Source organism: Thiomonas islandica (assembly GCF_055383445.1).
The window spans coordinates 1856912-1878688 of sequence record NZ_AP042391.1 but is presented as its reverse complement, the minus strand read 5'-3'; the positions used below and the strand labels follow the sequence as shown (position 1 = coordinate 1878688).

General features: G+C 63.0%; 22 protein-coding genes, 3 pseudogenes and 1 riboswitch. Of the genes and pseudogenes, 10 read left to right on the top strand and 15 right to left on the bottom strand.

The features are described from left to right. Nucleotides 1-12: 12 nt before the first annotated feature. From ACZ47F_RS09265 to ACZ47F_RS09220, 10 genes and pseudogenes are all read right to left on the bottom strand, one after another. The gene (locus ACZ47F_RS09265) at nt 13-750 is read right to left on the bottom strand and encodes an urea amidolyase associated protein UAAP1 (RefSeq protein WP_464924435.1); all 738 of its coding nucleotides are present in this window, start codon (nt 748-750) and stop codon (nt 13-15) included. Beyond that, nucleotides 747-1634 carry an ABC transporter ATP-binding protein gene (locus tag ACZ47F_RS09260; RefSeq protein ID WP_464924434.1) on the bottom strand — a complete coding sequence of 296 codons (888 nt, stop codon included), beginning with the start codon at nt 1632-1634 and terminating at the stop codon, nt 747-749. Before ACZ47F_RS09260 ends, ACZ47F_RS09265 begins: the two co-directional genes overlap by 4 nt. 13 nt (nt 1635-1647) lie before the next feature. Then, complete coding sequence (locus tag ACZ47F_RS09255) at nt 1648-2505, bottom strand: ABC transporter permease (protein WP_464924433.1); 858 nt, start codon at nt 2503-2505, stop codon at nt 1648-1650. A 76-nt stretch (nt 2506-2581) separates the two neighbouring features. Beyond that, nucleotides 2582-3571 (bottom strand): ABC transporter substrate-binding protein, encoded by a 990-nt coding sequence (locus ACZ47F_RS09250; RefSeq protein ID WP_464924432.1) that lies wholly within the window; start codon nt 3569-3571, stop codon nt 2582-2584. Between the two features lie 52 nt (nt 3572-3623). Next, nucleotides 3624-3733: riboswitch (guanidine-I (ykkC/yxkD leader) on the bottom strand. 254 nt (nt 3734-3987) lie between these two features. Beyond that, nucleotides 3988-4530, bottom strand: coding sequence for a GNAT family N-acetyltransferase (locus tag ACZ47F_RS09245; protein WP_464924431.1), 543 nt, complete (start codon nt 4528-4530; stop codon nt 3988-3990). Between the two features lie 237 nt (nt 4531-4767). After that, a pseudogene (locus ACZ47F_RS09240) lies at nt 4768-4857 on the bottom strand (hypothetical protein); the annotation flags it as partial. A gap of 49 nt (nt 4858-4906) precedes the next feature. Continuing rightward, nucleotides 4907-6031, bottom strand: coding sequence for an IS256 family transposase (locus ACZ47F_RS09235; RefSeq protein WP_464924430.1), 1125 nt, complete (start codon nt 6029-6031; stop codon nt 4907-4909). A gap of 219 nt (nt 6032-6250) precedes the next feature. Next, nucleotides 6251-6520, bottom strand: a pseudogene (locus ACZ47F_RS09230) (IS1634-like element ISCARN23 family transposase); the annotation flags it as partial. 93 nt (nt 6521-6613) lie between these two features. Continuing rightward, nucleotides 6614-7033: a type II toxin-antitoxin system VapC family toxin gene (locus ACZ47F_RS09225; RefSeq protein ID WP_464924429.1), complete on the bottom strand. Its 420-nt coding sequence runs from the start codon at nt 7031-7033 to the stop codon at nt 6614-6616. Between the two features lie 10 nt (nt 7034-7043). After that, complete coding sequence (locus ACZ47F_RS09220) at nt 7044-7283, bottom strand: AbrB/MazE/SpoVT family DNA-binding domain-containing protein (RefSeq protein WP_464924428.1); 240 nt, start codon at nt 7281-7283, stop codon at nt 7044-7046. A gap of 151 nt (nt 7284-7434) precedes the next feature. On the opposite strand from ACZ47F_RS09220, the gene ACZ47F_RS09215 reads away from it, so the two are divergent. Then, nucleotides 7435-7635, top strand: coding sequence for a hypothetical protein (locus tag ACZ47F_RS09215; RefSeq protein WP_464924427.1), 201 nt, complete (start codon nt 7435-7437; stop codon nt 7633-7635). Nucleotides 7636-7839: 204 nt separating this feature from the next. Here the strand turns inward: ACZ47F_RS09215 and ACZ47F_RS09210 are convergent, their stop codons facing one another. Both ACZ47F_RS09210 and ACZ47F_RS09205 read right to left on the bottom strand, forming a co-directional pair. Then, entirely contained in the window at nt 7840-8259 is a 420-nt protein-coding gene (locus ACZ47F_RS09210; RefSeq protein ID WP_464924426.1) for a putative toxin-antitoxin system toxin component, PIN family, read from the bottom strand. After that, nucleotides 8259-8498 carry a ribbon-helix-helix domain-containing protein gene (locus ACZ47F_RS09205; RefSeq protein WP_464924425.1) on the bottom strand — a complete coding sequence of 80 codons (240 nt, stop codon included), beginning with the start codon at nt 8496-8498 and terminating at the stop codon, nt 8259-8261. Before ACZ47F_RS09205 ends, ACZ47F_RS09210 begins: the two co-directional genes overlap by 1 nt. Before the next feature lie 552 nt (nt 8499-9050). Here ACZ47F_RS09205 and ACZ47F_RS09200 point away from each other — a divergent pair. The 7 genes from ACZ47F_RS09200 (at nt 9051) to ACZ47F_RS09170 (ending at nt 16243) form a co-directional block, all read left to right on the top strand. Further along, nucleotides 9051-10097, top strand: coding sequence for an RNA-guided endonuclease InsQ/TnpB family protein (locus ACZ47F_RS09200; RefSeq protein ID WP_464924424.1), 1047 nt, complete (start codon nt 9051-9053; stop codon nt 10095-10097). 156 nt (nt 10098-10253) lie between these two features. Beyond that, on the top strand, nt 10254-10544 hold the full coding sequence (locus ACZ47F_RS09195) for a CopG family ribbon-helix-helix protein (RefSeq protein WP_464924423.1): 291 nt from the start codon (nt 10254-10256) through the stop codon (nt 10542-10544). Then, nucleotides 10532-10822, top strand: a complete 291-nt coding sequence (locus tag ACZ47F_RS09190) for a type II toxin-antitoxin system RelE/ParE family toxin (protein ID WP_464924422.1) — start codon at nt 10532-10534, stop codon at nt 10820-10822. Before ACZ47F_RS09195 ends, ACZ47F_RS09190 begins: the two co-directional genes overlap by 13 nt. A gap of 380 nt (nt 10823-11202) precedes the next feature. Then, nucleotides 11203-12294, top strand: a complete 1092-nt coding sequence (locus ACZ47F_RS09185; RefSeq protein ID WP_464924421.1) for an IS630 family transposase — start codon at nt 11203-11205, stop codon at nt 12292-12294. 3 nt (nt 12295-12297) lie between these two features. Further along, complete coding sequence (locus ACZ47F_RS09180; protein WP_464924420.1) at nt 12298-14955, top strand: EAL domain-containing protein; 2658 nt, start codon at nt 12298-12300, stop codon at nt 14953-14955. Then, nucleotides 14955-15332, top strand: a complete 378-nt coding sequence (locus tag ACZ47F_RS09175; RefSeq protein WP_464924419.1) for a P-II family nitrogen regulator — start codon at nt 14955-14957, stop codon at nt 15330-15332. The genes ACZ47F_RS09180 and ACZ47F_RS09175 overlap by 1 nt, the downstream gene beginning before the upstream one ends. Next, nucleotides 15320-16243 (top strand): methyl-accepting chemotaxis protein, encoded by a 924-nt coding sequence (locus tag ACZ47F_RS09170; RefSeq protein WP_464924418.1) that lies wholly within the window; start codon nt 15320-15322, stop codon nt 16241-16243. Before ACZ47F_RS09175 ends, ACZ47F_RS09170 begins: the two co-directional genes overlap by 13 nt. A gap of 142 nt (nt 16244-16385) precedes the next feature. On the opposite strand, the pseudogene ACZ47F_RS09165 reads toward ACZ47F_RS09170, so the two are convergent. Next, nucleotides 16386-16751, bottom strand: a pseudogene (locus ACZ47F_RS09165) (transposase); the annotation flags it as partial. A gap of 238 nt (nt 16752-16989) precedes the next feature. Here ACZ47F_RS09165 and istA point away from each other — a divergent pair. Then, nucleotides 16990-18507, top strand: coding sequence for an IS21 family transposase (istA, locus tag ACZ47F_RS09160; RefSeq protein WP_464926573.1), 1518 nt, complete (start codon nt 16990-16992; stop codon nt 18505-18507). Then, on the top strand, nt 18500-19300 hold the full coding sequence (gene istB, locus ACZ47F_RS09155; RefSeq protein ID WP_464924246.1) for an IS21-like element helper ATPase IstB: 801 nt from the start codon (nt 18500-18502) through the stop codon (nt 19298-19300). The genes istA and istB overlap by 8 nt, the downstream gene beginning before the upstream one ends. A 286-nt stretch (nt 19301-19586) precedes the next feature. Here istB and ACZ47F_RS09150 read toward each other — a convergent pair whose 3' ends face one another. Then, on the bottom strand, nt 19587-20129 hold the full coding sequence (locus tag ACZ47F_RS09150) for an Rrf2 family transcriptional regulator (protein ID WP_464924417.1): 543 nt from the start codon (nt 20127-20129) through the stop codon (nt 19587-19589). 84 nt (nt 20130-20213) lie between these two features. Then, entirely contained in the window at nt 20214-21773 is a 1560-nt protein-coding gene (nifK, locus tag ACZ47F_RS09145) for a nitrogenase molybdenum-iron protein subunit beta (RefSeq protein ID WP_464924416.1), read from the bottom strand. Nucleotides 21774-21777 lie beyond the last annotated feature (4 nt).

Below are 21777 nucleotides of genomic sequence, written 5' to 3'. Positions count from 1 at the left end.
AGTGGATCGGGTTCAGCGAACCAGCAGGTCGGAACGGTAGAAGCCGCGCTGGTTTTCGGCGCAGGCGTTGCGGCAGAAGTCGCCGGCATCGGCAGCTCCGCAGCGCCAGGCGGTGAGCACGACGTCGCTGGGCGCGTAGCTGGGTCGGGCGTCCATGGGATGCGGCGCGGCGGAAAACACGGCTAGCACGTCCATATCGAAACGCAGGTCCAGCCACGCGCCGGCGCGGCCGTGGGCGGTATCGAAGTACAGCCGCCCGTCGGCGTCGGCCGTGACCTTGCTGAAGAAGTTGACGTTGGGTACCAGATCCCGGCGCCCCAGGCCGTACTTGCCGAGTTCGATCAGCATGCCGTCCTCGCCGCTGCGGTACATGGCGTTGCGGTGGCTCTGGTAGCTGGCCGCGCCGTAGCGGGCCAGGATGTCGGCATCGGTGGACAGCCCACCGAGCGGATCGTGCCAGCCGCTGGTGTCGGCAGTGATGGAGCACATCACCCGGCCCATGTCGGAGTACAGCGCATGGCCGCGCGTGAGCATGGCGGTGTGCTGCGCCTTGAGGGTGTCGGGCATGTTGTAGCGCTCGAGCTTTTCATCGGCGCGATAGAACAGAGCCGCGAGGTTGGCGCGCCCGCCGGTGTCGGTGAGCCGCAGCGCGGTGCCGCGCCGCATCAGCCCGGACCAATGGCAGCCGCCCGGAAGGACTTCCTCCCACAGCAGGGTGTCCGGCGGGACGGGATTGACGCTCTGCGTCATGCGATATCTCCTTGTGCGGTGTTCATGACTGTGCTCCCGGTCGCGGACTCGAGATGCTTGCTGAGCTGTTCCAGTTGTTCGAGGTCGGTCTTCATCCCCGAGGTCTCGCGGATGCGCTGCAGGATCTGGCGCTTGATGGCGAGGAACTCCGGCGTGATCTTCAGATCCTGGTCGCGCCGGCGGCCGAAGGGCAGGTCGACCACGCTGTCGATGCGCCCGGGCTTGGGCGCCATCACCACCACGCGGTCGCCGAGGTACAAGGCCTCTTCCACGTCGTGCGTCACGAACACGATGGTCGTGCCCTCCAGTTGATGCACGTGGCGGATGAGGTCGTGCATCACCTCGCGCGTCTGCGCATCGAGTGCGCCGAACGGTTCGTCCATCAGCAGCAGCTTGGGACGGTTCATCAGCGCGCGGGCAATGGCCACCCGCTGCTGCATGCCGCCGGAAAGCTGGTTGGGGTAATAGTCAGCGGCGTGCGCCAGGCCCATGAGCTGGAGCAAGGCGTCGGAGCGGCCCGAGGCCACTTCCACGTCGTTGCTAGTGAGGTTGTCGCGCACCACCTTGAGCTGGCGGCTGAAACGGATGTTGTCCTTCACCGTCAGCCACGGGTAGAGGCTGTAATGCTGGAACACCATCGCGCGGTCCGCGCCCGGGCCGTGCACCGGTTGGCCATCCAGGATCAGACGGCCGTCGTCGTAGCTTTCGAGCCCGGCGAGAATGCGCAGCAGGGTGGACTTGCCGCAGCCCGAGGCCCCCACCAGCACCAGGAACTCGCCCGGCGCGACATGCAGTGACACACGGTCCAGCACCAGCAGGGGCGACTCGTTGCGCCGCGCGAAACTCTTGCTGACTGCGTCGAACTGCACTTCCGATTGCGCCATGGTTCAGGCCTCCTCAGGCTCGCTTCCAAGGGAACACCACGCGGTAGATCCAGCGGAACGCCAGATCGAACAGCAGACCGATGAGCCCGATGACGAAAATTCCCACGAAGATCTTGGGCGTGTTGAGAAAACGCTGGCTCTGCAGGATCTGGAAGCCAAGACCGCTGTTGGCCGCCACCATCTCGGCCACCACCAGATAGGTCCAGGCCCAGCCCATGTTGATGCGCAGGATGTCCAGCAGTTCGGGCAGCACGCTGCGCCAGATCACCAGGCCCAGCACCTCCCCCTGCGTGGCGCCCATGGTGTAGGCCACCTCGAGGTAGTTCTCGGGAACCCGCCGCACCGCGTCGGCCACCATGACGATGATCTGGAAGATCACGCCGATGAAGATGATGGCGATCTTCGACCCCTCGCCGATGCCCACCCACAGCAGCACCAGCGGAATGAAGGCCGAGGCCGGCATGTAGCGCACGAAGTCGTTGATGGGCTGCAGCAGCGCCTCGAACCACTTGTAGGCACCGATGTAGATGCCCAGCGGCACGCCGATGACGGCGGCGATGACAAAGCCCATCACCACGCGGTAGATGCTGATGAGGGTGTCGTCCGACAGGCCGTTGTACGTCCAGTCGACGAAGCTGTGCACCACGGCCCCGGGCGAGGGCAGGAACAGCGCACCCACCCAGCCGCTGGCGGCCACCAACTGCCACACGAGCAACGGCAGCAGGAAGCCGAACACCGAGAGCAGGACATAGACCCAGTTCGGAATGGCGGCGCGAATGCGCATGCGCTCGCGCCAGCGCGCGCCCCCGGACGCCGGTTTGTGCATGCCAAGCGCGAGGCCATCGGCGGAATCCAGGGGTGCAGCGCTCATGGTTTCCCCCTCGGCGCGATGCGCACCCCCCCCAAGGGGGAGGGATCACCCATCTTCGGGCGGCCGTGCGATGCGCTCATGGCTTCATCGCCTCGCTCACGATGGAGGCGTCGATGAAGGTGGCCGGGTCGGGTGTGGCAGTGATGGCCTTCTGGCTGATCAGGAAGGCGCCGGAATCGGCCGTGCTCTTGTACAGCGAGACCGGAGCGCTGCTCTTGTGCATGGCCTCCATGTTCAGCTTGGCGCCAAACAGCCGCGTACCGGCCAGGCTCAGGGCGTATTCCTGGGGCTTGAGGCCGACGTGGGGCGCCATGATCTCGGCCGCCTTTTGCGGGTTCTTCTCGATGAATTTGACGGCGTCGAACCAGGCCCTGGTCATCGCCACGAAGTCCTTGCGGTGCGCGGCCAGGGCCGAATCGCGGGCGTACACCACGTCGGGAATCAGGCCCGGCGCGGACTTGCTGGTGAACAGGGGATGGCCGGCCCTGGCGTTCTCGATACGCTGGATCCAGGGGTTCCACACGCCGGCGGCCGGAATCTTGCCGGCGATCAACGCGGCGGCGGCGTCGCCCGTGGACATGTTGACGAAGGTCACGTCCTTGTCCGTCATGCCATGCGTCTTCAGCGCGGTGACGGCGAGGTAATGTTCGATTGAGCCGATTTCCACGCCCACGCTCTTGCCCTTGAGCTCGGGAAAGGTCTTGATGGCATTGCTCACCATCAGCGCGTCGTTGCCGGCGGAGTTGTCGGTCACGAGGATGACCTTGGCCGGTACCTTTTTCTCCACCGAGGCCAGCGTGTCGATCAGCGCCTGGCAGTTGGCGTCGATCTGGCCGGCGGCCAGGGCGTTCACCGACGTCATGTAGTCGGGAAACCAGACCAGCTTGACATCGGCACCATATTTCTTGAAGTAACCCTCCTTCTCGGCCACGTACCAGGCGACCCAGCCTGGCCAGTCCGACAGGCCCAGCGTGACCTGGGCAAAAGATGGAATCGGATGTAGGGCCAGGGTGAGCAGGCCGGCGAGGGGGACAACTCTGCGCAACAGGTTTCGCAACACAGACATGATGGGCTCCAGGGTGAGTATGTGGAATACAAGCGGAGGCGTGCGACTGGCAACCTCCCGGGCTTTTATCCCTCCGTGGAGCCCTGCATCTGCAGAGCCGGCATGCTCTCGGACCAGACATCGCGACGTGGCATGGCGACCGGAACCCTAGCTTGCCTCAGTGCGTGCTCCCGGCACGCCTCCTGGCCAACATCAAGCAGAAAGCATGCCACCCGCCAGGTTCGCGAGGTCGATCACCCACTTGCGTGCTTCACGCCTGGGCCGCGGGGCGATCAAGCTCGAACCCAGGAGTCGCGCACTCCGTTCTGGTGCACAAACGCACCAAAACAAGGATGGCCTGTCGGACCTTGTCACACATCGCACCACGCGATCGCGCCAAACCCCAGGCGCGAGTGCAGACATCGCGTGAACAGGCCCTAACCCCGCGCCGCAAGCAGCGGACGCGTCAGATCGGCAAGCGCGCTGCGCTGCCTACCATGCGCGTCGAAGTTGCCGGCCGACAGCCAGTGCACATGCGCGGTGCGCAAGGCGGGCCATTCGGTGTCCAGAATGGCGTACCACGCGGTATCGCGGTTGCGCCCCTTCACCACGGCCGCCTGCCGGAACACGCCCTCGAAGCTGAACTCCAGGCGCTGCGCGGCCCGGCGCGACGCGGCGTTGAGCGAGTTGCGCTTCCATTCCACGCGCCGATAGCCCAGCGCGAAGGCATGGTCGATCATGAGAAAGATCGCCTCGGTCGCCGCCGGCGTGCGTTGCAGGCTTGGCGCGAAGGCCAGATGGCCGATTTCGATGCAGCCGTTGCGCGGATCGATGCGCAGGTAGGCGGCCACGCCCGCGGGCTGGCCCGTGATGTTTTCGACGATGGCGAACAGCATGGGGTCGGCCACGCCGGCATAGCCCAGCGCCAATCCGCGTAGGCCTGCGCGTCGGCGAACGGCCCGTAGGGCAGATAGGTCCACGTGGCGCCTTGCGCATCCGCGGCGAAGGCCGCGTGCAGCGCTGGAGTATGGCGCGCGGCGTCCAGCGACTCCAGGCGCACGCGCGTCCCGGCCAGCACCCCTCGCGCGGGCGCGGGGGTGGCGTCCAGCCAGGCAGCTCGGCACCCAGCGGGCCATTGGGGGCAACGCCTGGCCCTTGTCGGTGGCTGTCGTCGTCATGGCCATGGGTTCAACGCAGGCACGGTGCGGAACGATGCCTCAGCCCACCAGGGCGCGGGCGAAGGCGCGCGCATCGAAGGTCTGCAGGTCCTCGAGCAATTCGCCCACGCCGATGAAGTAGATCGGCACGGCGATGTCCCGAACTCAGTTGCAGGTTTGAGCTGGTGGACGGGGAGCATTATGCTGCCAGACGTTGATCTGGCTGCGGTCGCAGCGCCCGGACGAGTTCAGGAAGCTGTGCAAAGCCCTTGATGCGGCGCATGCCTCGCTCGCTCTCCAGGAAGCCCATCACCGTGCAGCGCAGCGCCATGTCGGCATTCTGATCGTTCGTCACCCGCTGGCTGTGGCGGCGCACCACCGAGTTGGGCGACTCGATGATGTTGGTGTTGCTCAGGCTGCGTGCCAGAGCCCCTTGTACGCCCAGAGTGGCAGCCGTGAACATCTGCTCCAGGCCTTCGAGCACGCTGGCCGCCGCATCGGGGTGCTGAGCCTTGAGTTCCTGGGCCAGTGCCTTCAGGCGCCCAATGCCGTTGACACGCTGCAAGCCAAACGCTGCTTTCATGCGCCAGGCCACCTGCTCGCGCATGTCTTTGGGCAAACGCTCGGTGACGTTCCTGATCTTGTGGATCTGGCAGCGCTGCACCTTGGCCGCCTGGCCACACAGGCTGTTGATGGCACTGGCCAGGGCCTTGGATCCATCAATCACCCACAGGCGAGACACATCCAGATCCAGCCCTTGGTCACGCAGCTGCACCAGCAGGTCTTTGGCCACCCGGGCGTTCTCGCTGGAGCCCGCCACCAGCCCCAACAAGTGTTTGTGCCCTGTGACGTCCAGTCCCAGGGCGACCAGGATGTGCTGCTTGCCCACCATCAAGCCGTCCAGGAACACGGCCACGATGTCCAGCTCCTCATAGCGGCGCTCACGCAAGGCGGCCAAGGCACGGGCCGCCTGCTTGATGTGCTGGCGGCTGACGGCGCTCTTGGAGATGCCCAGCTCGTCGTGGCAGCGGTGCACCGCCCGAGCGTACTTGCGCGTGCTGATGCCGCACGTCAGGATGTCGGCCACCCGTTGTGACAGCCGCTCATCGGCAGCCAGTGCCTGGTAGGCAGGAATACCGACCTCCCCCTCGCTATTGCGCAGGCGTGGGCGTTGAACCTTGAGCTTGGCCTTGCCCACGCTCACCTGCCCAGCCTGTGTGCCGTGCCAGCGTACATCGCCGACATGGCGCCCGGGGTGTTTGGAGCCAGCCACTTGTTGGGCCGAGAGCACCAACAGTTCAGAAAACTTGTTCGACTTGTTCATGGCTCCATTCTCTCGAAGGTTGGAGCCTCCTCAAAATCCGGGGCGGTTCACATCTGGCGCAAGTGAAGGCCTTGCATGAGGCGGATTTGCGGGCGGGGTTCGGCGATGTCTATTTGCCTTTTGCGCTGGAGCGCAAGTACCCCGATGCCGGTCGCCCGAGTTCGACATATTTTTGCGTAAGTGATTGATTCGCCTCTGTTCAGGCGCTTGAAATTGGCACTACGGGGCGATGTCGAAGGGCTCTTTGGTGGGGGCGTCGAGTTGAAGTTGGTCCAACAGGGTGAGTTGCTCGGGGCTCAAGTCGGTCAGGCCGCTGGCGGCGCCCTGGCCGGCGATGCGAACCTGGTGGAGCTGGATGTGGCGAACGATCTCGAGGGCGCGCTCCAGGCAATAGGGGCTGCCCGAAGCCTTGAGCTGCATGCGCAGCACGCGGTACAGCACCAGAGCCATGAAACAGATCAGGGCGTGGGCCCGAATGCGATCAGGCATTCAGCCGCCAGCCGCTCGCGCAAACGCGGGTCGCTGATTTGGCCGATCAGATCGTGGATGGCTGACAACGTGTTCCCCCTGTTATTTTTGAATTCATTGTTTGCCCGTCCCGGATGCCGGGCTCACCAGACTGACCCCGGAGAAATACGTGGAGTAACGCTGCGTATCCCGTGTAAGCACAGTGTAGCCCGCCACGGCGGCATGCGCGCCGATGAAGAAGTCGGCAAGCACGTTGTTTTTCTTTCCTCCCTGCCGGCGGTAACGCACGAAGGCCTTGCCGGCCAGGAACAACGCGGGCCGGGGAATCTCGATCATCGTCAGCCCCAGGTCATCGATGGTGCGATCCAGGGCTTCGACCGTCGAGAACGTCAGCGATAGTTCCGAATAGATGACTGGGTTGATGGCCAGGCGATGAATCTTGGATTGCGCCCGTAGCTGGCCTATAGACCAGTCCGACCATTCCGGATCGTCTTCCAGAACGTCGACCAGCACATTGGTATCGACCAGCAGCATCAACGTAACCTCAAGCTCCGTCGCGCAGCAGGGCCATCAAGTCATCAGTGCGCCACTTTACGTCGGCCTTGCCACGGGCCGCCTCGAAGCGATCCGGCTTGCGGCTGGGCTTGGCGCCCACCTTGTGAATGACGACATCGCCTTCGCGATTGACCGCAAAATCTACCGAGCAGCCGGGTACCAGATCCAGCGCATCGCGAATCTGCTTGGGGATGGTGACCTGACCCTTGCTGGTGAGTGTCGTCGACATGGCATGACTCCTTTTGTATTACTGAGATGTTAATTGTAATACCCAAAGAGACGACAGGCTATCGGAGCAGAACGATTATCGAAATCAGCTTGGCTTCATGATCGAACAACGCGTTCATGGCGATGTCGTCAATCACCACACGGAGCCCACGATGAACACCCAGCAAGCCGCCCTCGATGCCTACCTCGCCCGCACCGCCGCCATCCGCGCCAAGCTGGAACGGTTGCAGCAACTCGCCGACGACCACTTCGGTCACAACCACGATAGCATTCATTGGGGGCACGAGGTCGACATCGGGCGGGTGGAGGCCCGGCTGGACGATCTGCTGGCGATCTTCGGCGGGGGCGAGTGACGATGCCCACCAACCACCGGAGATGATCATGAACGTCAAACTGACCGCCACCCAGACCGCCATCCTCAAAGCCGCCGCCGGCCGCCCGGATGGCAACATCGAACCGCTGCCAACCACTCTGCACGGTGGTGCTCGTGCCAAAGTTATCGAGGGACTGCTCGCCCGAGATCTCGTCGCCCGCTCACAACCGGCCGTTTCTAAGAATTACAGCCCCTCGGCACAGAACACGGAGGGGGTCACGATGCGTGAGCGACCGATGCGGCCGCGTTGCAGTAGCCCGGCGCGGCGATCGCCCGTCACCAGGTAATCCACTTCACCGGCCCATGCCATCGCGAGCAGGAAGGCGTCGTTCGGATCGCTGGCATCCACGCCCTCGGGCAGAGGCGGTAGGTGCTCCAGCACGATGGCACGCTGGATGTTGTTGACCATTGCGCCGATGCGGTGCGCGGGCAAAATGGCCTTGAGCTTCGGGTAGCGACTCACGCGGCGCAGTTCATCGAGCTGCGCCGTGGATGTCACCAGATCAAAGCGCCCCGCGTGCCAAGCACGATAGATGGCGTCAGGCGGTCCGTGCGGCGAAATCAATGCGCCGAGCAGCACATTGGTGTCCAGAATGACGCGCATCAGTGCTCACGCGCCCATTGCACCGCTTCGTCAATGAGGTCGGTCAGTTCCACCTCACTCATGCCAGCCGCGGCGGCCTTGGCTTGATCGACCGCGCGTTCCAGCAGGTAGGCGCGTACGGCCTCCTCAATGAAACGCGACAAGTCTCCCTTGCGCCCGCCGCCCTGCGCAGCAAGAAACATGCGCACGGCCTGATCCACCTCCGGCGACACGGCGATATTCCAGCGCGTTGTATTCATGCTTTTGATGCTCCATAAAAGTGGATTGTGTGACGGTGCTTATACACCGATTGGTTTACTTTCGCAATATTGAGCCTCTTGCAAAACCCCCTGACGTGTTGCGTTGACGCAGCTCCCGTGGATGCATTGGCCCGTTTTGACCTGCGCAGGGGGCTGCGCGAGGTCACGGATTCGTGTTTTTCATGGTTTGGCCGTTTTCCGAAGACATCTTGCCCTGCGGCACAGCCACATCGGGTTCAAAGCAGCTCACACGCACCGGAGCGACTCAGTGTCGCAATCGCATCAACTGATCGGCCGCCAGCACGAGAATGCCGAACTGCCCGTGCGGGTTCGGCTCCACTCGCGCCACCCGCTTTCGCCAATGGGCCACGCGGGTGCTGCGCGAGCATCTCACCAAGGGCACTCGCTCGACCGTGAGCGTTTCGAGAAGAACGCCGCCGAACTCGAAGCCGCGCTGCAACTGGTGAAGAAGGCTGCCGCCGGCGAGGCGCTAACCGCCAATGAGGGCCGCGGCCTGGTGAATGTGATCGCCCGCTACACCCAAACCTTCCTATGGCTGCAACGCTACGACGAAGGCTTGCTGACTGCGCCGGCAGGCAGTCCCGGCGGCGTGCTGCCCAGCCTGGAAGAGGCCCGCGCGGCGATAGCGAAGCTCAGGGCGAGGCGTTCAAAAACTTCTTCGCCGGTCGCGCCCGCTACCCGCAACCGCGCAGACGAGGGCGCGACGACCGCTTCACGCTCACCAACGACCAATTCACCCTCGACGGCTGCCGCATTCGCATCCCCCATCTGGGCTGGGTGCGCATGCGCGAGTCGTTGCGCTTTACAGGCAAAATCATGTCTGCCACGATCTCTCGTGTGGCCGACCGCTGGTTTGTCAGCATCACCGTGGACACGCCCGACTGTTCACACCTGCCCAAAGCCGAAAACCAAGGCGCGGTCGGTGTCGATCTGGGCGTGTCCACGCTCGCAACGCTCTCGACGGGAGAGCCACCCATCCCCGGCCCCAAGCCCCACAAGGCGCTGATGGGGCGATTGCAGCGGCTCTCGCGCAGCCTGAGCCGCAAGCAAAAAGGCTCGGCCAACCGCGCCAAGGCCAAGGCGAAGCTGGCCCGGCTGCACGCCCGTATCGCCAACATCCGCAAGGATGCGCTGCACAAGCTCACGACCGACCTCACGCGCCGTTTCCACACCATCGGCGTGGAGGACCTGAACGTGCGCGGCATGGCGAAAAACCGGCACCTGGCTCGCTCCATTGCCGATATGGGATTCTTTGAATTCCGGCGGCAGTTGGAATACAAGGCGGCCATGCGCGGCGGCGTCGTCATCGTGGCCGACCGTTGGCATCCGAGCAGCAAGACGTGCTCGGCATGCGGCCACAAGCTCGAAACCTTGCCGCTGTCGGTGCGCGAGTGGACGTGCCCGGCGTGCGGCGTCATGCATGATCGCGACGTGAATGCTGCGATCAACCTGAATAATATGGCCGTGAGTTCCACGGCGTCAGCCTGTGGAGAGGAAGGCTCTGGCCGTGCTCGCAAGAGCGCGGTGAAACCGGCCTCGGTGAAGCAGGAAGCAAGCAGCAGATCGAGTCAGAGATGACAAGGTTTGCGTAGGAATTGCGGAACGGCGCACCGACAGGAGATGACGTAAATACGTATTAGCGTACTGCGTAGATACGTTAAGCCCACAGCAAGTGACGCGGCCATAATGAAGTATGGTAAGGTAATACCTTGAGATACTTTGATGGGGGCTGCCATGACTGCTGCTGCCGTTCGCCCTGTGTCGATCAAGATTGACGAGGACACCAAGGCTCGCGTGAAGCGCCTGGCTGACGCACGTCATCGCACGTCGCACTGGCTGATGCGCGAAGCGATCACCCAGTACGTTGATCGCGAGGAAAAGCGCGAGGCCTTCCGCCAGGACACCCTCAAGGCCTGGGAAGAGTACCGCACCACCGGACTGCATGTGACCGCCGATGAGGCCGATGCTTGGCTTGCCCAGCTCGAACAGGGCAATGACATCGAACCTCCGGCATGTCACGTCTGATCTGGTCACAACCGGCGCTGCTCGATGTGCAGCGCCTCTATCGTTTCCTCGCACCCAAGAATCTCGACGCCGCCAAGCGGGCGGTGAAGGCCATTCGCCAAGGCGTCAAGGTGCTGGGACAGCAGCCCGGCGTCGGCCGTCCCATTGAGGACATGCCTGACGAGTTCCGGGAGTGGATCATTGACCTCGGCGATAGCGGCTACGTGGCCCGCTACCGCATCGACATAGATGCCGTCACGATCCTGGCGGTGCGGCACCAGAAAGAAGTGGGCTACTGATGGGGACACGCTTCGGCCGCCGCGCTGCGGATGGCACCTATGAGTACCACGACAGCAAAGAGTCGCTTGTCGCGGCTGAGCGCCGCGACAGCAGCGACGCACGCTCTGGCCTCTTCGGTTTGATCGGCCTGTTGGTCGGTGGATTTTCAACGGCCTGCTAACAGGCCGTTGAAAAACGTCGCGAGGATGGCCAGATGCAAGGCGCACGGCGCGCAGCGACCGAGACATATCAAATAGATAGGCGAGGCAGCGCGCACCGTGCAACGCCGCAGATGGCCCACCGCAGTAGTTTTTCAATGGCCTGCTAATAGTCCTGTCCCGTAAATAACTGGCATTAATCTTGCGTGCCAGTGCGGTATCTTTGAACCCGAGATACCGCGATGAAAACAGGCAGGCCGAAGGCCGAACTTTTGCTGACGGACGCGGAGCGTTCGCAGCTCCAATCCTTCGCTCGCAGCCGCTCGCTGCCGGCGGCGCTGAACCTGCGTGCGCGCATCATTCTCGACAGTGCGACCGGTGAACAAAGCAAGGACATCGCCAAGCGGCTCAAGCTGAGCATGGCCACGGTCGGCAAGTGGCGATCGCGCTTTGTCGATCGCCGCATTGCCGGCCTGTACGACGACATGCGCCCGGGCAAGCCGCGAACCATCGACGACGAACGCGTGGCGCTGTTGATCAAGACCACCCTGCATACCAAGCCGGTCGACGGCTCGACGCACTGGAGCGTGCGCTCGGTGGCCGCCGAGACTGGCATCTCCAAGAGCAGCGTGGCGCGCTACTTCCAGCTCTTCGGCTTGCAACCCCATCGCACCGAAGGCTTCAAGCTGTCCAACGACCCGTTCTTCATCGAGAAGCTGCGCGACGTCGTTGGCCTGTACCTGAGCCCGCCCGACAACGCGCTGGTCATCTGCGTGGACGAGAAGAGCCAGTGCCAAGCCCTGGAGCGAACACAGCCCATGCTGCCCATGGGCTTCGGCTACGTCGAGGGCGTCACCCACGACTACAAGCGTCACGGCACAACCACGTTGTTCGCCGCGTTGAACGTGCTCAACGGCGCGGTGCTGGCCAGTTGCAAACCGCGGCATCGTCATCAGGAGTACCTGTCCTTCTTGCGGGAGATCGAGCGAGCTGTACCGGCCGCGCTCGAAATCTACTGCATCGCGGACAACTACGCCACGCACAACCACCCGAAGGTCAAGGCCTGGCTGGCTGCACATCCGCGCTGGACCATGCACTTCATCCCGACGTACAGCTCCTGGCTCAATCAAGTCGAACGATTTTTCGGCCTGATCACCGACAAGGCCATCCGCCGTGGGTCGTTCACCAGCGTCAAGCAACTCGTGCAGCGCATCGACCACTTCGTCGCCGCCTACAACACGAACTGTCGGCCGTTCAAGTGGACGGCCACGGCCGACTCGATCCTCGAAAAGCTGCATCGACTTTGTTCGCGTATTACCGGGACAGGACACTAAACCATGCCCAAAGTCAGCACCCTCCCCAATTTTCTTGGGCTGCAGGATCCGGACTTTCAGCTCATCGATCGCTACCGGGATCTCCTGGAGGCGGAAACGCCGGCCCTTGCCCATGCTTTCTACGACTACCTGCTCGCGCACCCCGTCACCGCCGCCGTCTTCCGGGACTTTTCGCCTGCCCGGCTAGATGCCCTGATCCAGAAACAGGCGGAACACATCAGCGGGCTGCTGGCCAGTCGCCTGGATCGATCCTGGCGGGAATCCATGCACAGAGTCGGTGCCCTGCACCACCATCTCGGCATCGAGCCCTCCTGGGTCGCCGGCGCCTATATCCTCTACTGGCGCCATTGGCAAAAAGTGCTTCAGGAGCAGGTTCCCGCGAGCGACCGGGATGTGCTGCGGGACGCCTTGTTCCGCCTGCTGATCGGCGACCTCATGGTCCAGCTCGACGGCTACGCCCGCGCCTCCCGCGAGACCGACGCCGAGAGGCTGGCCTTGTTCGATGTCCTGCTGGGCGTGCTTGCCGCCCCCCGCGGCGACGAGTCCCCGCGCCCGGAGGGGTTGCTGCAGCAGATCTGCGAGGCCTTGCCGCGCAAGAGCGCCAACGTGCGCCTGGCCGGTTACGTGGTGAGCAGCGCCATGGGGGAGATATTAATCCTGGAATGCCTGGCCGGGCTCCCATTGCCGGCGCTGCAGATCCCGAAAATCAATGGAGATCCCTGCTGGCATGCCTTGGAAAGCGGGCAGGCCGTCATTCAGTCGGTGGATGATCCGCAGGCGCCGGAATGGATCCAGGCCTTGCGCAACCGCATCGAGGAAATCGGCTTCTTTCCTTTCGGGGCAGAGGATCTGCATGGCGTGGGCCTGATCGGCGTGCGCGAAAAGGGGTATTTCCATCGGGTGGGATCGGCGTACTTCGATGCCTTTGCGCATCTTGGGAAACTGGTGCTCCTGCTGCGCAACCAGGCCCTGCGCGATCCCCTCACCGGCCTGCCCAACCGCACCCTCTTCCTGGATCGTCTGGCAACCGCCCGACACCAGGCGCTGCGGCAAGAGCGGCTGCTGGGGGTGGCGCTCCTCGACCTGGATGGATTCAAGCAGGTGAATGACCGCCTGGGCCATGGCGTCGGAGACCAGTTGCTGCAAACCGTGGTGCAACGGCTGCAGGCGCAGTTGCGGGCAGGGGATACCCTGGCGCGCATAGGCGGCGATGAGTTTGGTCTGCTGCTGCCAGGCCTGGAGCGCATCGACGATCTCGAAGTCATTTGCGAGCGCTTGCTCGCCGCCACCCGCGAACCGCTGGACATCCATGGCGAAGCGGTCGGGATTTCCGGCAGCCTCGGCGTCACCCTCTACCCACTGGACGACAGCGATGTCAGCACCCTGATTCAGCACGCCGATATGGCGCTCTATGCCGCCAAGGACGCGGGCCGGGACCAGTTTCATCTGCATACCCTGGCCCTGGATGAGGCCGTACAGGCCGAGGCGGAGATGCGCGTCCTGCTGGAGCAGGCGTTGCACAAAGACCGCCTGGTCCTGCACTACCAGCCGATCGTCGCCAGCGCCGATGGCGTGGTGGGCGTGGAAGCCCTCATCCGCCTGCAGCACCCGGAGAAGGGCCTGCTGACGCCCGCGGCCTTCTTCTCCGCCCTGGACCATCCCCGCCTCGCACGCCCCATCGGGCGCTTCGTCCTGGACGCCGCGCTGCAGCAAGGGGCGATCTGGCAAGGGGATGGCCTGCCGCTGCGTGTATCGGTGAATATCAGCACGCGCCACCTGCTCGACGCCCGCTTCCTGGAGGATCTGCGGGATGCGTTGGCCAAGCGCCCGGGTTTCCCTCCGGACCATCTCAAGATCGAGATCACCGAGTCGGCGCCCTTGCGCGATATGCCGGGGGCGCAGGCCATCCTGGGCGCCTGCCATCGTCTGGGGGTGCGCATCGCCCTCGACGACTTCGGTACCGGCAACGCCTCCCTGACCTACCTTCAGCAGCTTCCCGCCGACGCCATCAAGATCGACCGGGGTTTCGTGCGCGACATGATCGATGATCCCAAGGATCTCGCCATCGTCGCCGCGGTGATCACCGCCAGCCGCATGCTGGGCCTGGAAGTGATTGCCGAGGGCGTGGAAACGGCAGAGCACGCCGCCTTGCTGGCCAAGATGGGCTGCAGCCACCTGCAAGGGTATCTCTTCTCCAAGCCACTCCCGGCCGAGGATATCCCCGCCTGGATCGCCCGTTTCCGCCCCGGTGCCCGGCTGGAGGATGCCTTGACCCCCATGGACATCCTGCCGCCGATCCTGGAGGGGCACATCCTGCGTGTGCAGAATTTCCTCCGCGCCCTGCGCCGGGAAAATCCATTCCCCGCCCACGTCCTGGAAGAGGATGCCGAGGAGTATTGCCATCTGGGGCGGTGGCTGCGGGGGGAAGGCGTGCTCCTCTTTGGCCAGTCACCGGATTTCGCGGGCCTCCTCGCCCGCCACGAACGGATTCATCGGTTCGCCCGCGCGGCTAAGTCCCTCCTGGATGCCGGGGATGCAGAAGGGGCCATGCGTCAAGGAAACTTGCTGGAGGCGGAAAACCGCTTGCTGCTGGCCGAACTGCTGGCCATGACGGGGCAGCGCCGGGTTTCATACCCAATAATCGCCGGGAGCCCAGAGTGATGCACCTAATTTTCGCCATGATCCAACCACCCAGGGTTGATGACGTGTGTGAGGCGTTGTTGGCCTTGGACATTGCCGATCTAACGGTAACCGAGGCGCATGGATTTGGCCGCCAGAAGGGCCATACGACGCTCTACCCGGACGCTGGGCAACCCATCGACCTGCTACCAAAAGCGAAGATCGAACTGATGGTAGCCAGCGAACGACTCTGCGAAGTCGTCGCTTCCATCACCAAGGCCGCCAATACGGGGAAAACCGGCGCTGGAAAAATATTTGTATCGGAAATATTGCGAACCTCGATCTGTAAAAATATCGTATACCAACCACTGTTAAATTGGCAGAAGCAAAAAAAAGGAGAAAGATCATGGAAAAAATAGTTCTGCATTATATTCAAGAGCTTCTTGATCCACTCGACACGCTGGAAATGCTCGCCGAGGCGGATGAGAAAATGGAAAACGTCATCTTCTATATGAACCCGGCCGCGCGAAAAATCATGGATCGCGTTCATGGCGAAATCAATCCGCAATTACGCGGTGCCGACGTGCGCAAGGCTTATGGATATTCCATCCATCAGTTTCACAAAGACCCGGAACGGATCCGCGCCATCCTGCGCGACCTCGCAACGGGGAAAGAAAAGGAACACCGTACGGAAATGACCATCGGAACGGTGACCTTCGCCCTCAACTTTACCGCTGTCCATGATGAGAACGGCGTTGTATTTGCCTTTCATGCCAGTTGGCGGGATGTCACGGCGCGCAAGATGGGGCAACACGCCGCACAGGAACTGACCCAGGTCGTTGAAAGGATCAGCGCAGCCATCGACACTTCCAAGGAGCGGGTAGCAACCATGGAGCATGCCCTACGGGGCGTAGTGACAGGGATGGATGACAATCAGAAGGCCGTACAAGACTTGGAACGACAGGCCCAGACCATTGGCGGGATCGTTCGTAGCATACGGGAGATCTCTTACCAGACCAACCTGTTAGCCCTGAACGCCGCCATTGAGGCCGCCCGCGCCGGCGAACATGGCCGCGGCTTTGCCGTGGTGGCCGACGAAGTGCGCAACCTGGCGAAAAAGGTGCAAGATGCAACCCTTAATATTCAGGAGAATATGGAGACCGTCGATCAGCACGCAAAATCCATTGAGGGAACAGGGCAAGCCGCACGTCAGGAGGTGGACGATGCAGACAAGGCGATGCGCGCCCTATCCATCCAGTTTCAAAATTTGCAATCCATTTCCAACAACCTGCATGCCTTGACACAAGATCTAACGACAATCCTGGAATAAGCAGACTAATCTCGCCAAATGCCAACTGGTCATTACCATGGTGGCGGCGTGGATCAGGCGCAGTCGGCGCAAAAAAACCGGCCCCAGACCCAGACGGACGATGCTCCACCGCTGAGCGGCGACGCAGCCAGGTGCGCTGCTATGCAGTCAGACTCTTGAACTTGCCGCGGTGGATGAGGCGCTGGTCCGGGTTGTCGCCATCCACCCCGCGAAAGCCCAGATCGACGACGACGTGCTGGATGCAGACGCTCCAGTCCTGCATCAGGATAGTGGCCTGCTCCAGCGCCGCATGCAGGATGTGGCCGTCATACGGATTGCCGGGGAAGGTGCGTGCCCCCAGCATCAGCCCCTGCTGGGGCGACACCACCACTGCGGTCTTCACGCCGAACTCGTAGGGCTTGCGCGCCTTGCCTTTGCCGATGCACTCCACCTCCGGGGCATGCAGGGCGTAGAGCTTGTTCTTGTCCTTCGGTCGTTGGGTGCGCACACGCTCGGCTCGGGCCGTCCATTCTTGGAGCGCGGCCAGGCCTTGGGACAAGCAGGGCGGTCGATGGCCGCATCAAACGGCATGAGGGTGATAAGACCAGCCTGAAGGTGCGCAAGCGCATCGAGGAGGCCTTTGGCTGGTGTTGTTACCGACCGAAAATTGAGCCACTTTTGAGGGTTGTGCCGACCGAAAACTGAACCAGGTGTTCGACCTACCCTGCTGCATTTCTGTGCGGTGGGGGACAGCAGGAATGATCACCATGGACATGATCGGCAAGATTCGGCGACTACACCGCCGGGACCATCTCAGCGAGCGCGAGATTGCGCGCAAGACGGGCCTATCGCGCAACACCGTGCGCAAGTGGTTGCACGGCGAGGTGCCAGAGCCACCGAAGTATCAGCGCACGGCGCAGGCGTGCAAGCTCACGCCGTTTGAGGACAGCATCAAGCTGGCCCTCAAAGTGGATGCGAGGCGGCCGCCGCAGGAGCGGCGCACGGCGCAGGCGTTGTTCGCCGAGATCAAGGCGGCGGGTTACACGGGGAGCTACAGCCGCGTGACGGACTTCATTCGTGCATGGCGGCGAGCCGCCGGCCAAGAGTCCGGCGGCAAGGCGTTCGTTCCGCTGCGCTTTGAGTTGGGTGAGGCATTCCAGTTTGACTGGAGCGAAGAGGGGCTGGTGGTCGGCGGGATCTACTACCGGGTGCAGGTGGCCCACATGAAGCTATGTGCCAGCCGTGCCTTCTGGCTGGTGGCCTACCCGAGCCAGGGTCACGAGATGCTGTTCGATGCGCACACACGCTGCTTTGCGGCGCTGGGTGGCGTGGCTCGGCGCGGCATCTACGACAACATGAAGACCGCCGTGGACAAGGTCCGCAAGGGCAAGGGTCGGGTGGTCAACGCGCGGTTCGCTGTGATGTGCGCACACTACCTCTATGACCCGGACTTCTGCAACGTGGCCTCTGGCTGGGAGAAGGGGGTCGTTGAGAAGAACGTGCAGGACAGCCGCAGGCGCATCTGGATTCAAGCCGCCAAGGAGCGATTCGGTAGCTTTGCCGAGCTCAACGCGTGGCTGGGCGATCGCTGCCGGGCGCTGTGGGATGAGGTGCGACATCCCGAGCACGACCAGTTCACGGTGGCCGAGATGCTCGACCTCGAACGTCCGCACCTGCTGCCAATGACGATGTCATTCGACGGCTATGTGGAGAAGCCCGCGCGCGTGTCCAGCACCTGCCTCGTGTCGGTGGCGCGCAACCGCTACTCGGTGCCCAGCGAGTGGGCCGGGCAGATCGTCAGCACGCGGCTGTATCCCGGCCAGGTGGTGATCGTTGCCGACGACAAGGAGGTCGCGCGCCATGCGCGGCTGAGCAATGCGGGTGAGACCCGCTACGACTGGCAGCACTACGTGCCGCTGGTGCAGAGAAAGCCGGGCGCCCTGCGCAATGGGGCACCCTTCGCCGACATGCCCGAGCCACTGCAGCGCTTGCGGCGCAGCCTTCTCCGCACGGCAGGGGGCGACCGCATCATGGCGCAAGTGCTGGCGATTGTGCCCACCGCTGGACTGGACGCTGTGCTCGTCGCTGCGGAGTTGGCCCTGGAGAACGCGCCGCCATCGGGGCGCGTCAGCGTGGAACATGTGATCAACGTGCTGGGCCGACTGACGCCCACGGTCGTGCCACAGAACGCGGCCACGACACTGCAGGTCAACATCGTGCCCATCGCCAATACCGCGCGATATGACGCCCTGCGGACCTGCGACGAGGGAGCGGACCATGCGTGACCTCGCTGTGGAACTCAGGCAGTTGCGGCTGCATGGCATGGCTGGAGCGTGGGCCGACCTGACCGAGCAAGGAGACCGTTCGGAAGCCGCCAGCAGCCGCTGGCTACTCGAACACCTGCTGCAGGCCGAGGTGACCGATCGCGCCATGCGCTCTGTGAACTACCAGATGCATACGGCGAAGTTCCCGATGCACCGGGACTTGGCCGGTTTCGACTTCGACGTCTCACCAATCGACCGCAAGCTCATCGCGCTGCTTGCCGAGACCACGTTCACCGAGGCCGCCCACAATGCGGTCCTGGTGGGCGGCCCGGGCACGGGGAAGACGCATCTGGCCACAGCCATTGGCGTGTCCGCCATCACGCAGCATGGCAAGCGTGTGCGCTTTTATTCAACCGTCGACCTGGTCAATGCACTGGAGCAGGAGAAGGCTCAGGGCAAGGCTGGACGCATCGCTGCCAGCTTGCTGCGGCTGGATCTGGTGATCCTCGATGAACTGGGCTACCTGCCGTTTAGCCAGGCTGGCGGCGCGCTACTGTTCCATCTGCTGAGCAAGCTCTATGAGCACACCAGCGTGATGATCACGACCAATCTGGACTTCGCCGAATGGTCCAGCGTGTTCGGCGACGCGAAGATGACGACGGCGTTACTCGACCGGTTGACCCACCACTGCCACATCGTCGAAACCGGCAACGACTCGATCCGCTTCCTGCGCAGCACCGCTGAGGCCAAGACTCGGATCAAGGCGCGCGAACAGGCTCGCAAGGCCGCGCAGACAGCAATGCCAAGTGACTGACGCAGCCGAGAGGGAAGCCGCTCCGGGCGACGCCCTGCGCAGCTTCCCTCTCGGCATCAACCCACCAACGAAGGAGACCACGACCAAGGCAAACCTCTACACTGATTCACAGCCGGGCAACAACAAACCGGCTTCCACCCCTGGCTCACAATTGCGTCGGCACGGTGGTTCAGAATTGCATCGGCGCCAACACTTTGGCTGGATCAGCCGGCATCGAACCGGGGCGGTTCAGTGCACTCAAGAAGAACCCGACACCGGAACTCCGCTGTCGCGCAGCCGCAAGCGATCAGTTATCCAGTTCCGCCAGATCAAAGACGGAAGTCACTGCGCGGACAGGCGGCGTCTGGCCGATGGACTTGGGTCGCCGCAGCACCGGAGATCGCTGCGACTGCGGCGCTTCGTTCTTTGCCACCTGCGCATCGCGGAGGGGCTCGGCCAGACTCTGCAAATCAATGTCCTGCAGGATGCAATGCAAGTACAGGTCTGCTCTTGCCCAGAGCGACTCGGCAATAAGGGCTTCCGGTGTCAACCCGCCCGCCACAGGCATGGCATGGTCAAAGGCTTGTTCGGCATGCTGATCCACCGCCTTCACGATGTCTGCGATACTGATCGTGGATGCGGCCCGCGCCAGGACATAACCGCCTCCAGGGCCACGCACCGAACGGACGAGCGCATTGCGTCGCAATTTGGCGAACAGGTGCTCCAGATAGGAGACCGAGATGTTGTGTCGCGTCGCGATGCTTTGCAGGCTGGTGCAGGTCCCGGGCTGCTGCAGCGCAAGGTCGATCAACGCGGAAATTGCACAACTGGCTTTGGATGTGATACGCACGGCGCACTCCCCTATTGGCAAACTCGCTTCATGCCGCGCCCTGCTCGCAAGGTGGCAGGCGCGGCATGATCCAGACACACCGACTCAACGAATGATGTCGTAGGAGAAGTCGGTCACAGAAGTTTCGATGGTGCTCGAATCCAGGCGGTCGAAATGCTTGTCGAGGATGGAGACCAATACCCGCATCGCGCCCTCGTAGCCCCAGATCGGATAACGGTGCCAGTGGTGACGGTCGAAGATCGGGAAACCCATGCGAATCAGCGGCACGTTGCAATCGCGCTCGAGATACTTGCCATAGGTGTTGCCAATCAGGAAGTCCACCGGCTCGGTGAACAGCAACGAGCGCATATGCCACAGATCCTTTTTCGCATACGCCTTGCAACCCTTGCCGAACGGGCTGGCGTCGAGCATGCCCTGCACGCGCTCCGCCCACTCCTCGTCGCCGTTGGTGCTGAGCACATGCACCGGCTCGGCGCCGAGTTCCAGCAGGAACTGGGTCAGGCCGATCATCATGTCTGGGTCGCCATACATCGCGAAGCGCTTGCCGTGCAGGTGAGCCTGACTGTCGGCGATGGCATCAACCAGACGGCCACGTTCCTTGACCAGGCTGGCCGGCACCGGCCTGCCTGTCAGACGTGACAACTCCATGAGGAACTTGTCCGTGCCCGATACCCCGATCGGGCTGTTGAGGGCCACCACCTCTTGGCCTTTTTCGGCGATGTATGCGGCGGTCTTTTCAGCGCTGTAATGCTGGAACACGATGGTCGCCTTGGCATTGAGCGCGCGCTCGACCTCAGCCTTGGTGGTGCCGCCGTCGTACATGCGGAACTCACCGTCGGTCGGCGTGTTCCACACTTCCGATGGGTCGCAGAGCACGGTGTAGTCCGCGTCGAACGCCTTGAAGATCCGGCGGATCTCCGGCATGTTGCCAACGACATAACCGTCGAAGCCTCCGATGAAGTTGATGCTGTCATCGGGCTTGCGCGTCAGCGCCTGGGCCGTTCCTGCCTTCCCGTCCCAGAAGTGCTTGAGCACACCGAGCAGGGCGTTGTCGTAGCCGGTGATGTGGCTGCCGACGAAGGCGGGTGTATGGGCGAAAGGCACGTCAAAGTCGGCGGGCACCGAGCCCTTTTCCTTAGACGTCTTGATGAAGGCGTTCAGGTCGTCGCCGATGACCTCGGCCATGCAGGTGGTGGACACCGCGATCATGTCCGGCTTGTACAGGTTGTAGGCGTTGGCCAAGCCGTCGACCATGTTGTTGAGGCCACCGAACACCGCGGCGTCCTCGGTCATCGACGACGACACGCAGGACGTCGGCTCCTTGAAGTGGCGCGAAAAATGCGAGCGGTAATAGGCCACGCAACCCTGCGAGCCATGCACGAAGGACAGCGTCTTGGCAAAGCCGTTGGCGGCGAACACGGCGCCCAGCGGCTGGCAGGCCTTGGCAGGGTTGACCGTGAGCGCCTCCCGCGAGAAGTTCTTCTCGCGGTATTCCCAGCTTTTGGTCCATTCGATGGTCCTGGCCAGGTCCTCGGCGGGGACACGGTATTCGAAATTCGCCCGCTTGGTCTGCAACATCTCGCGGTATTCGGGCTCGCGGAACAGCATCTCGTGGTCGAGGATGGTTTCGGCGCTTTGCGGCATGACT

Coding starts and splice junctions, on each gene's coding strand:
- ACZ47F_RS09265 (WP_464924435.1), bottom strand. CDS start 750: ATGACGCAGAGCGTCAATCCCGTCCCGCCGGACACCCTGCTGTGGGAG.
- ACZ47F_RS09260 (WP_464924434.1), bottom strand. CDS start 1,634: ATGGCGCAATCGGAAGTGCAGTTCGACGCAGTCAGCAAGAGTTTCGCG.
- ACZ47F_RS09255 (WP_464924433.1), bottom strand. CDS start 2,505: ATGAGCGCTGCACCCCTGGATTCCGCCGATGGCCTCGCGCTTGGCATG.
- ACZ47F_RS09250 (WP_464924432.1), bottom strand. CDS start 3,571: ATGTCTGTGTTGCGAAACCTGTTGCGCAGAGTTGTCCCCCTCGCCGGC.
- ACZ47F_RS09235 (WP_464924430.1), bottom strand. CDS start 6,031: ATGAACAAGTCGAACAAGTTTTCTGAACTGTTGGTGCTCTCGGCCCAA.
- ACZ47F_RS09225 (WP_464924429.1), bottom strand. CDS start 7,033: ATGCTGCTGGTCGATACCAATGTGCTGGTCGACGTTCTGGAAGACGAT.
- ACZ47F_RS09220 (WP_464924428.1), bottom strand. CDS start 7,283: ATGTCGACGACACTCACCAGCAAGGGTCAGGTCACCATCCCCAAGCAG.
- ACZ47F_RS09215 (WP_464924427.1), top strand. CDS start 7,435: ATGAACACCCAGCAAGCCGCCCTCGATGCCTACCTCGCCCGCACCGCC.
- ACZ47F_RS09210 (WP_464924426.1), bottom strand. CDS start 8,259: ATGCGCGTCATTCTGGACACCAATGTGCTGCTCGGCGCATTGATTTCG.
- ACZ47F_RS09205 (WP_464924425.1), bottom strand. CDS start 8,498: ATGAATACAACGCGCTGGAATATCGCCGTGTCGCCGGAGGTGGATCAG.
- ACZ47F_RS09200 (WP_464924424.1), top strand. CDS start 9,051: ATGGCTGCAACGCTACGACGAAGGCTTGCTGACTGCGCCGGCAGGCAG.
- ACZ47F_RS09195 (WP_464924423.1), top strand. CDS start 10,254: ATGACTGCTGCTGCCGTTCGCCCTGTGTCGATCAAGATTGACGAGGAC.
- ACZ47F_RS09190 (WP_464924422.1), top strand. CDS start 10,532: ATGTCACGTCTGATCTGGTCACAACCGGCGCTGCTCGATGTGCAGCGC.
- ACZ47F_RS09185 (WP_464924421.1), top strand. CDS start 11,203: ATGAAAACAGGCAGGCCGAAGGCCGAACTTTTGCTGACGGACGCGGAG.
- ACZ47F_RS09180 (WP_464924420.1), top strand. CDS start 12,298: ATGCCCAAAGTCAGCACCCTCCCCAATTTTCTTGGGCTGCAGGATCCG.
- ACZ47F_RS09175 (WP_464924419.1), top strand. CDS start 14,955: ATGCACCTAATTTTCGCCATGATCCAACCACCCAGGGTTGATGACGTG.
- ACZ47F_RS09170 (WP_464924418.1), top strand. CDS start 15,320: ATGGAAAAAATAGTTCTGCATTATATTCAAGAGCTTCTTGATCCACTC.
- istA (WP_464926573.1), top strand. CDS start 16,990: ATGGACATGATCGGCAAGATTCGGCGACTACACCGCCGGGACCATCTC.
- istB (WP_464924246.1), top strand. CDS start 18,500: ATGCGTGACCTCGCTGTGGAACTCAGGCAGTTGCGGCTGCATGGCATG.
- nifK (WP_464924416.1), bottom strand. CDS start 21,773: ATGCCGCAAAGCGCCGAAACCATCCTCGACCACGAGATGCTGTTCCGC.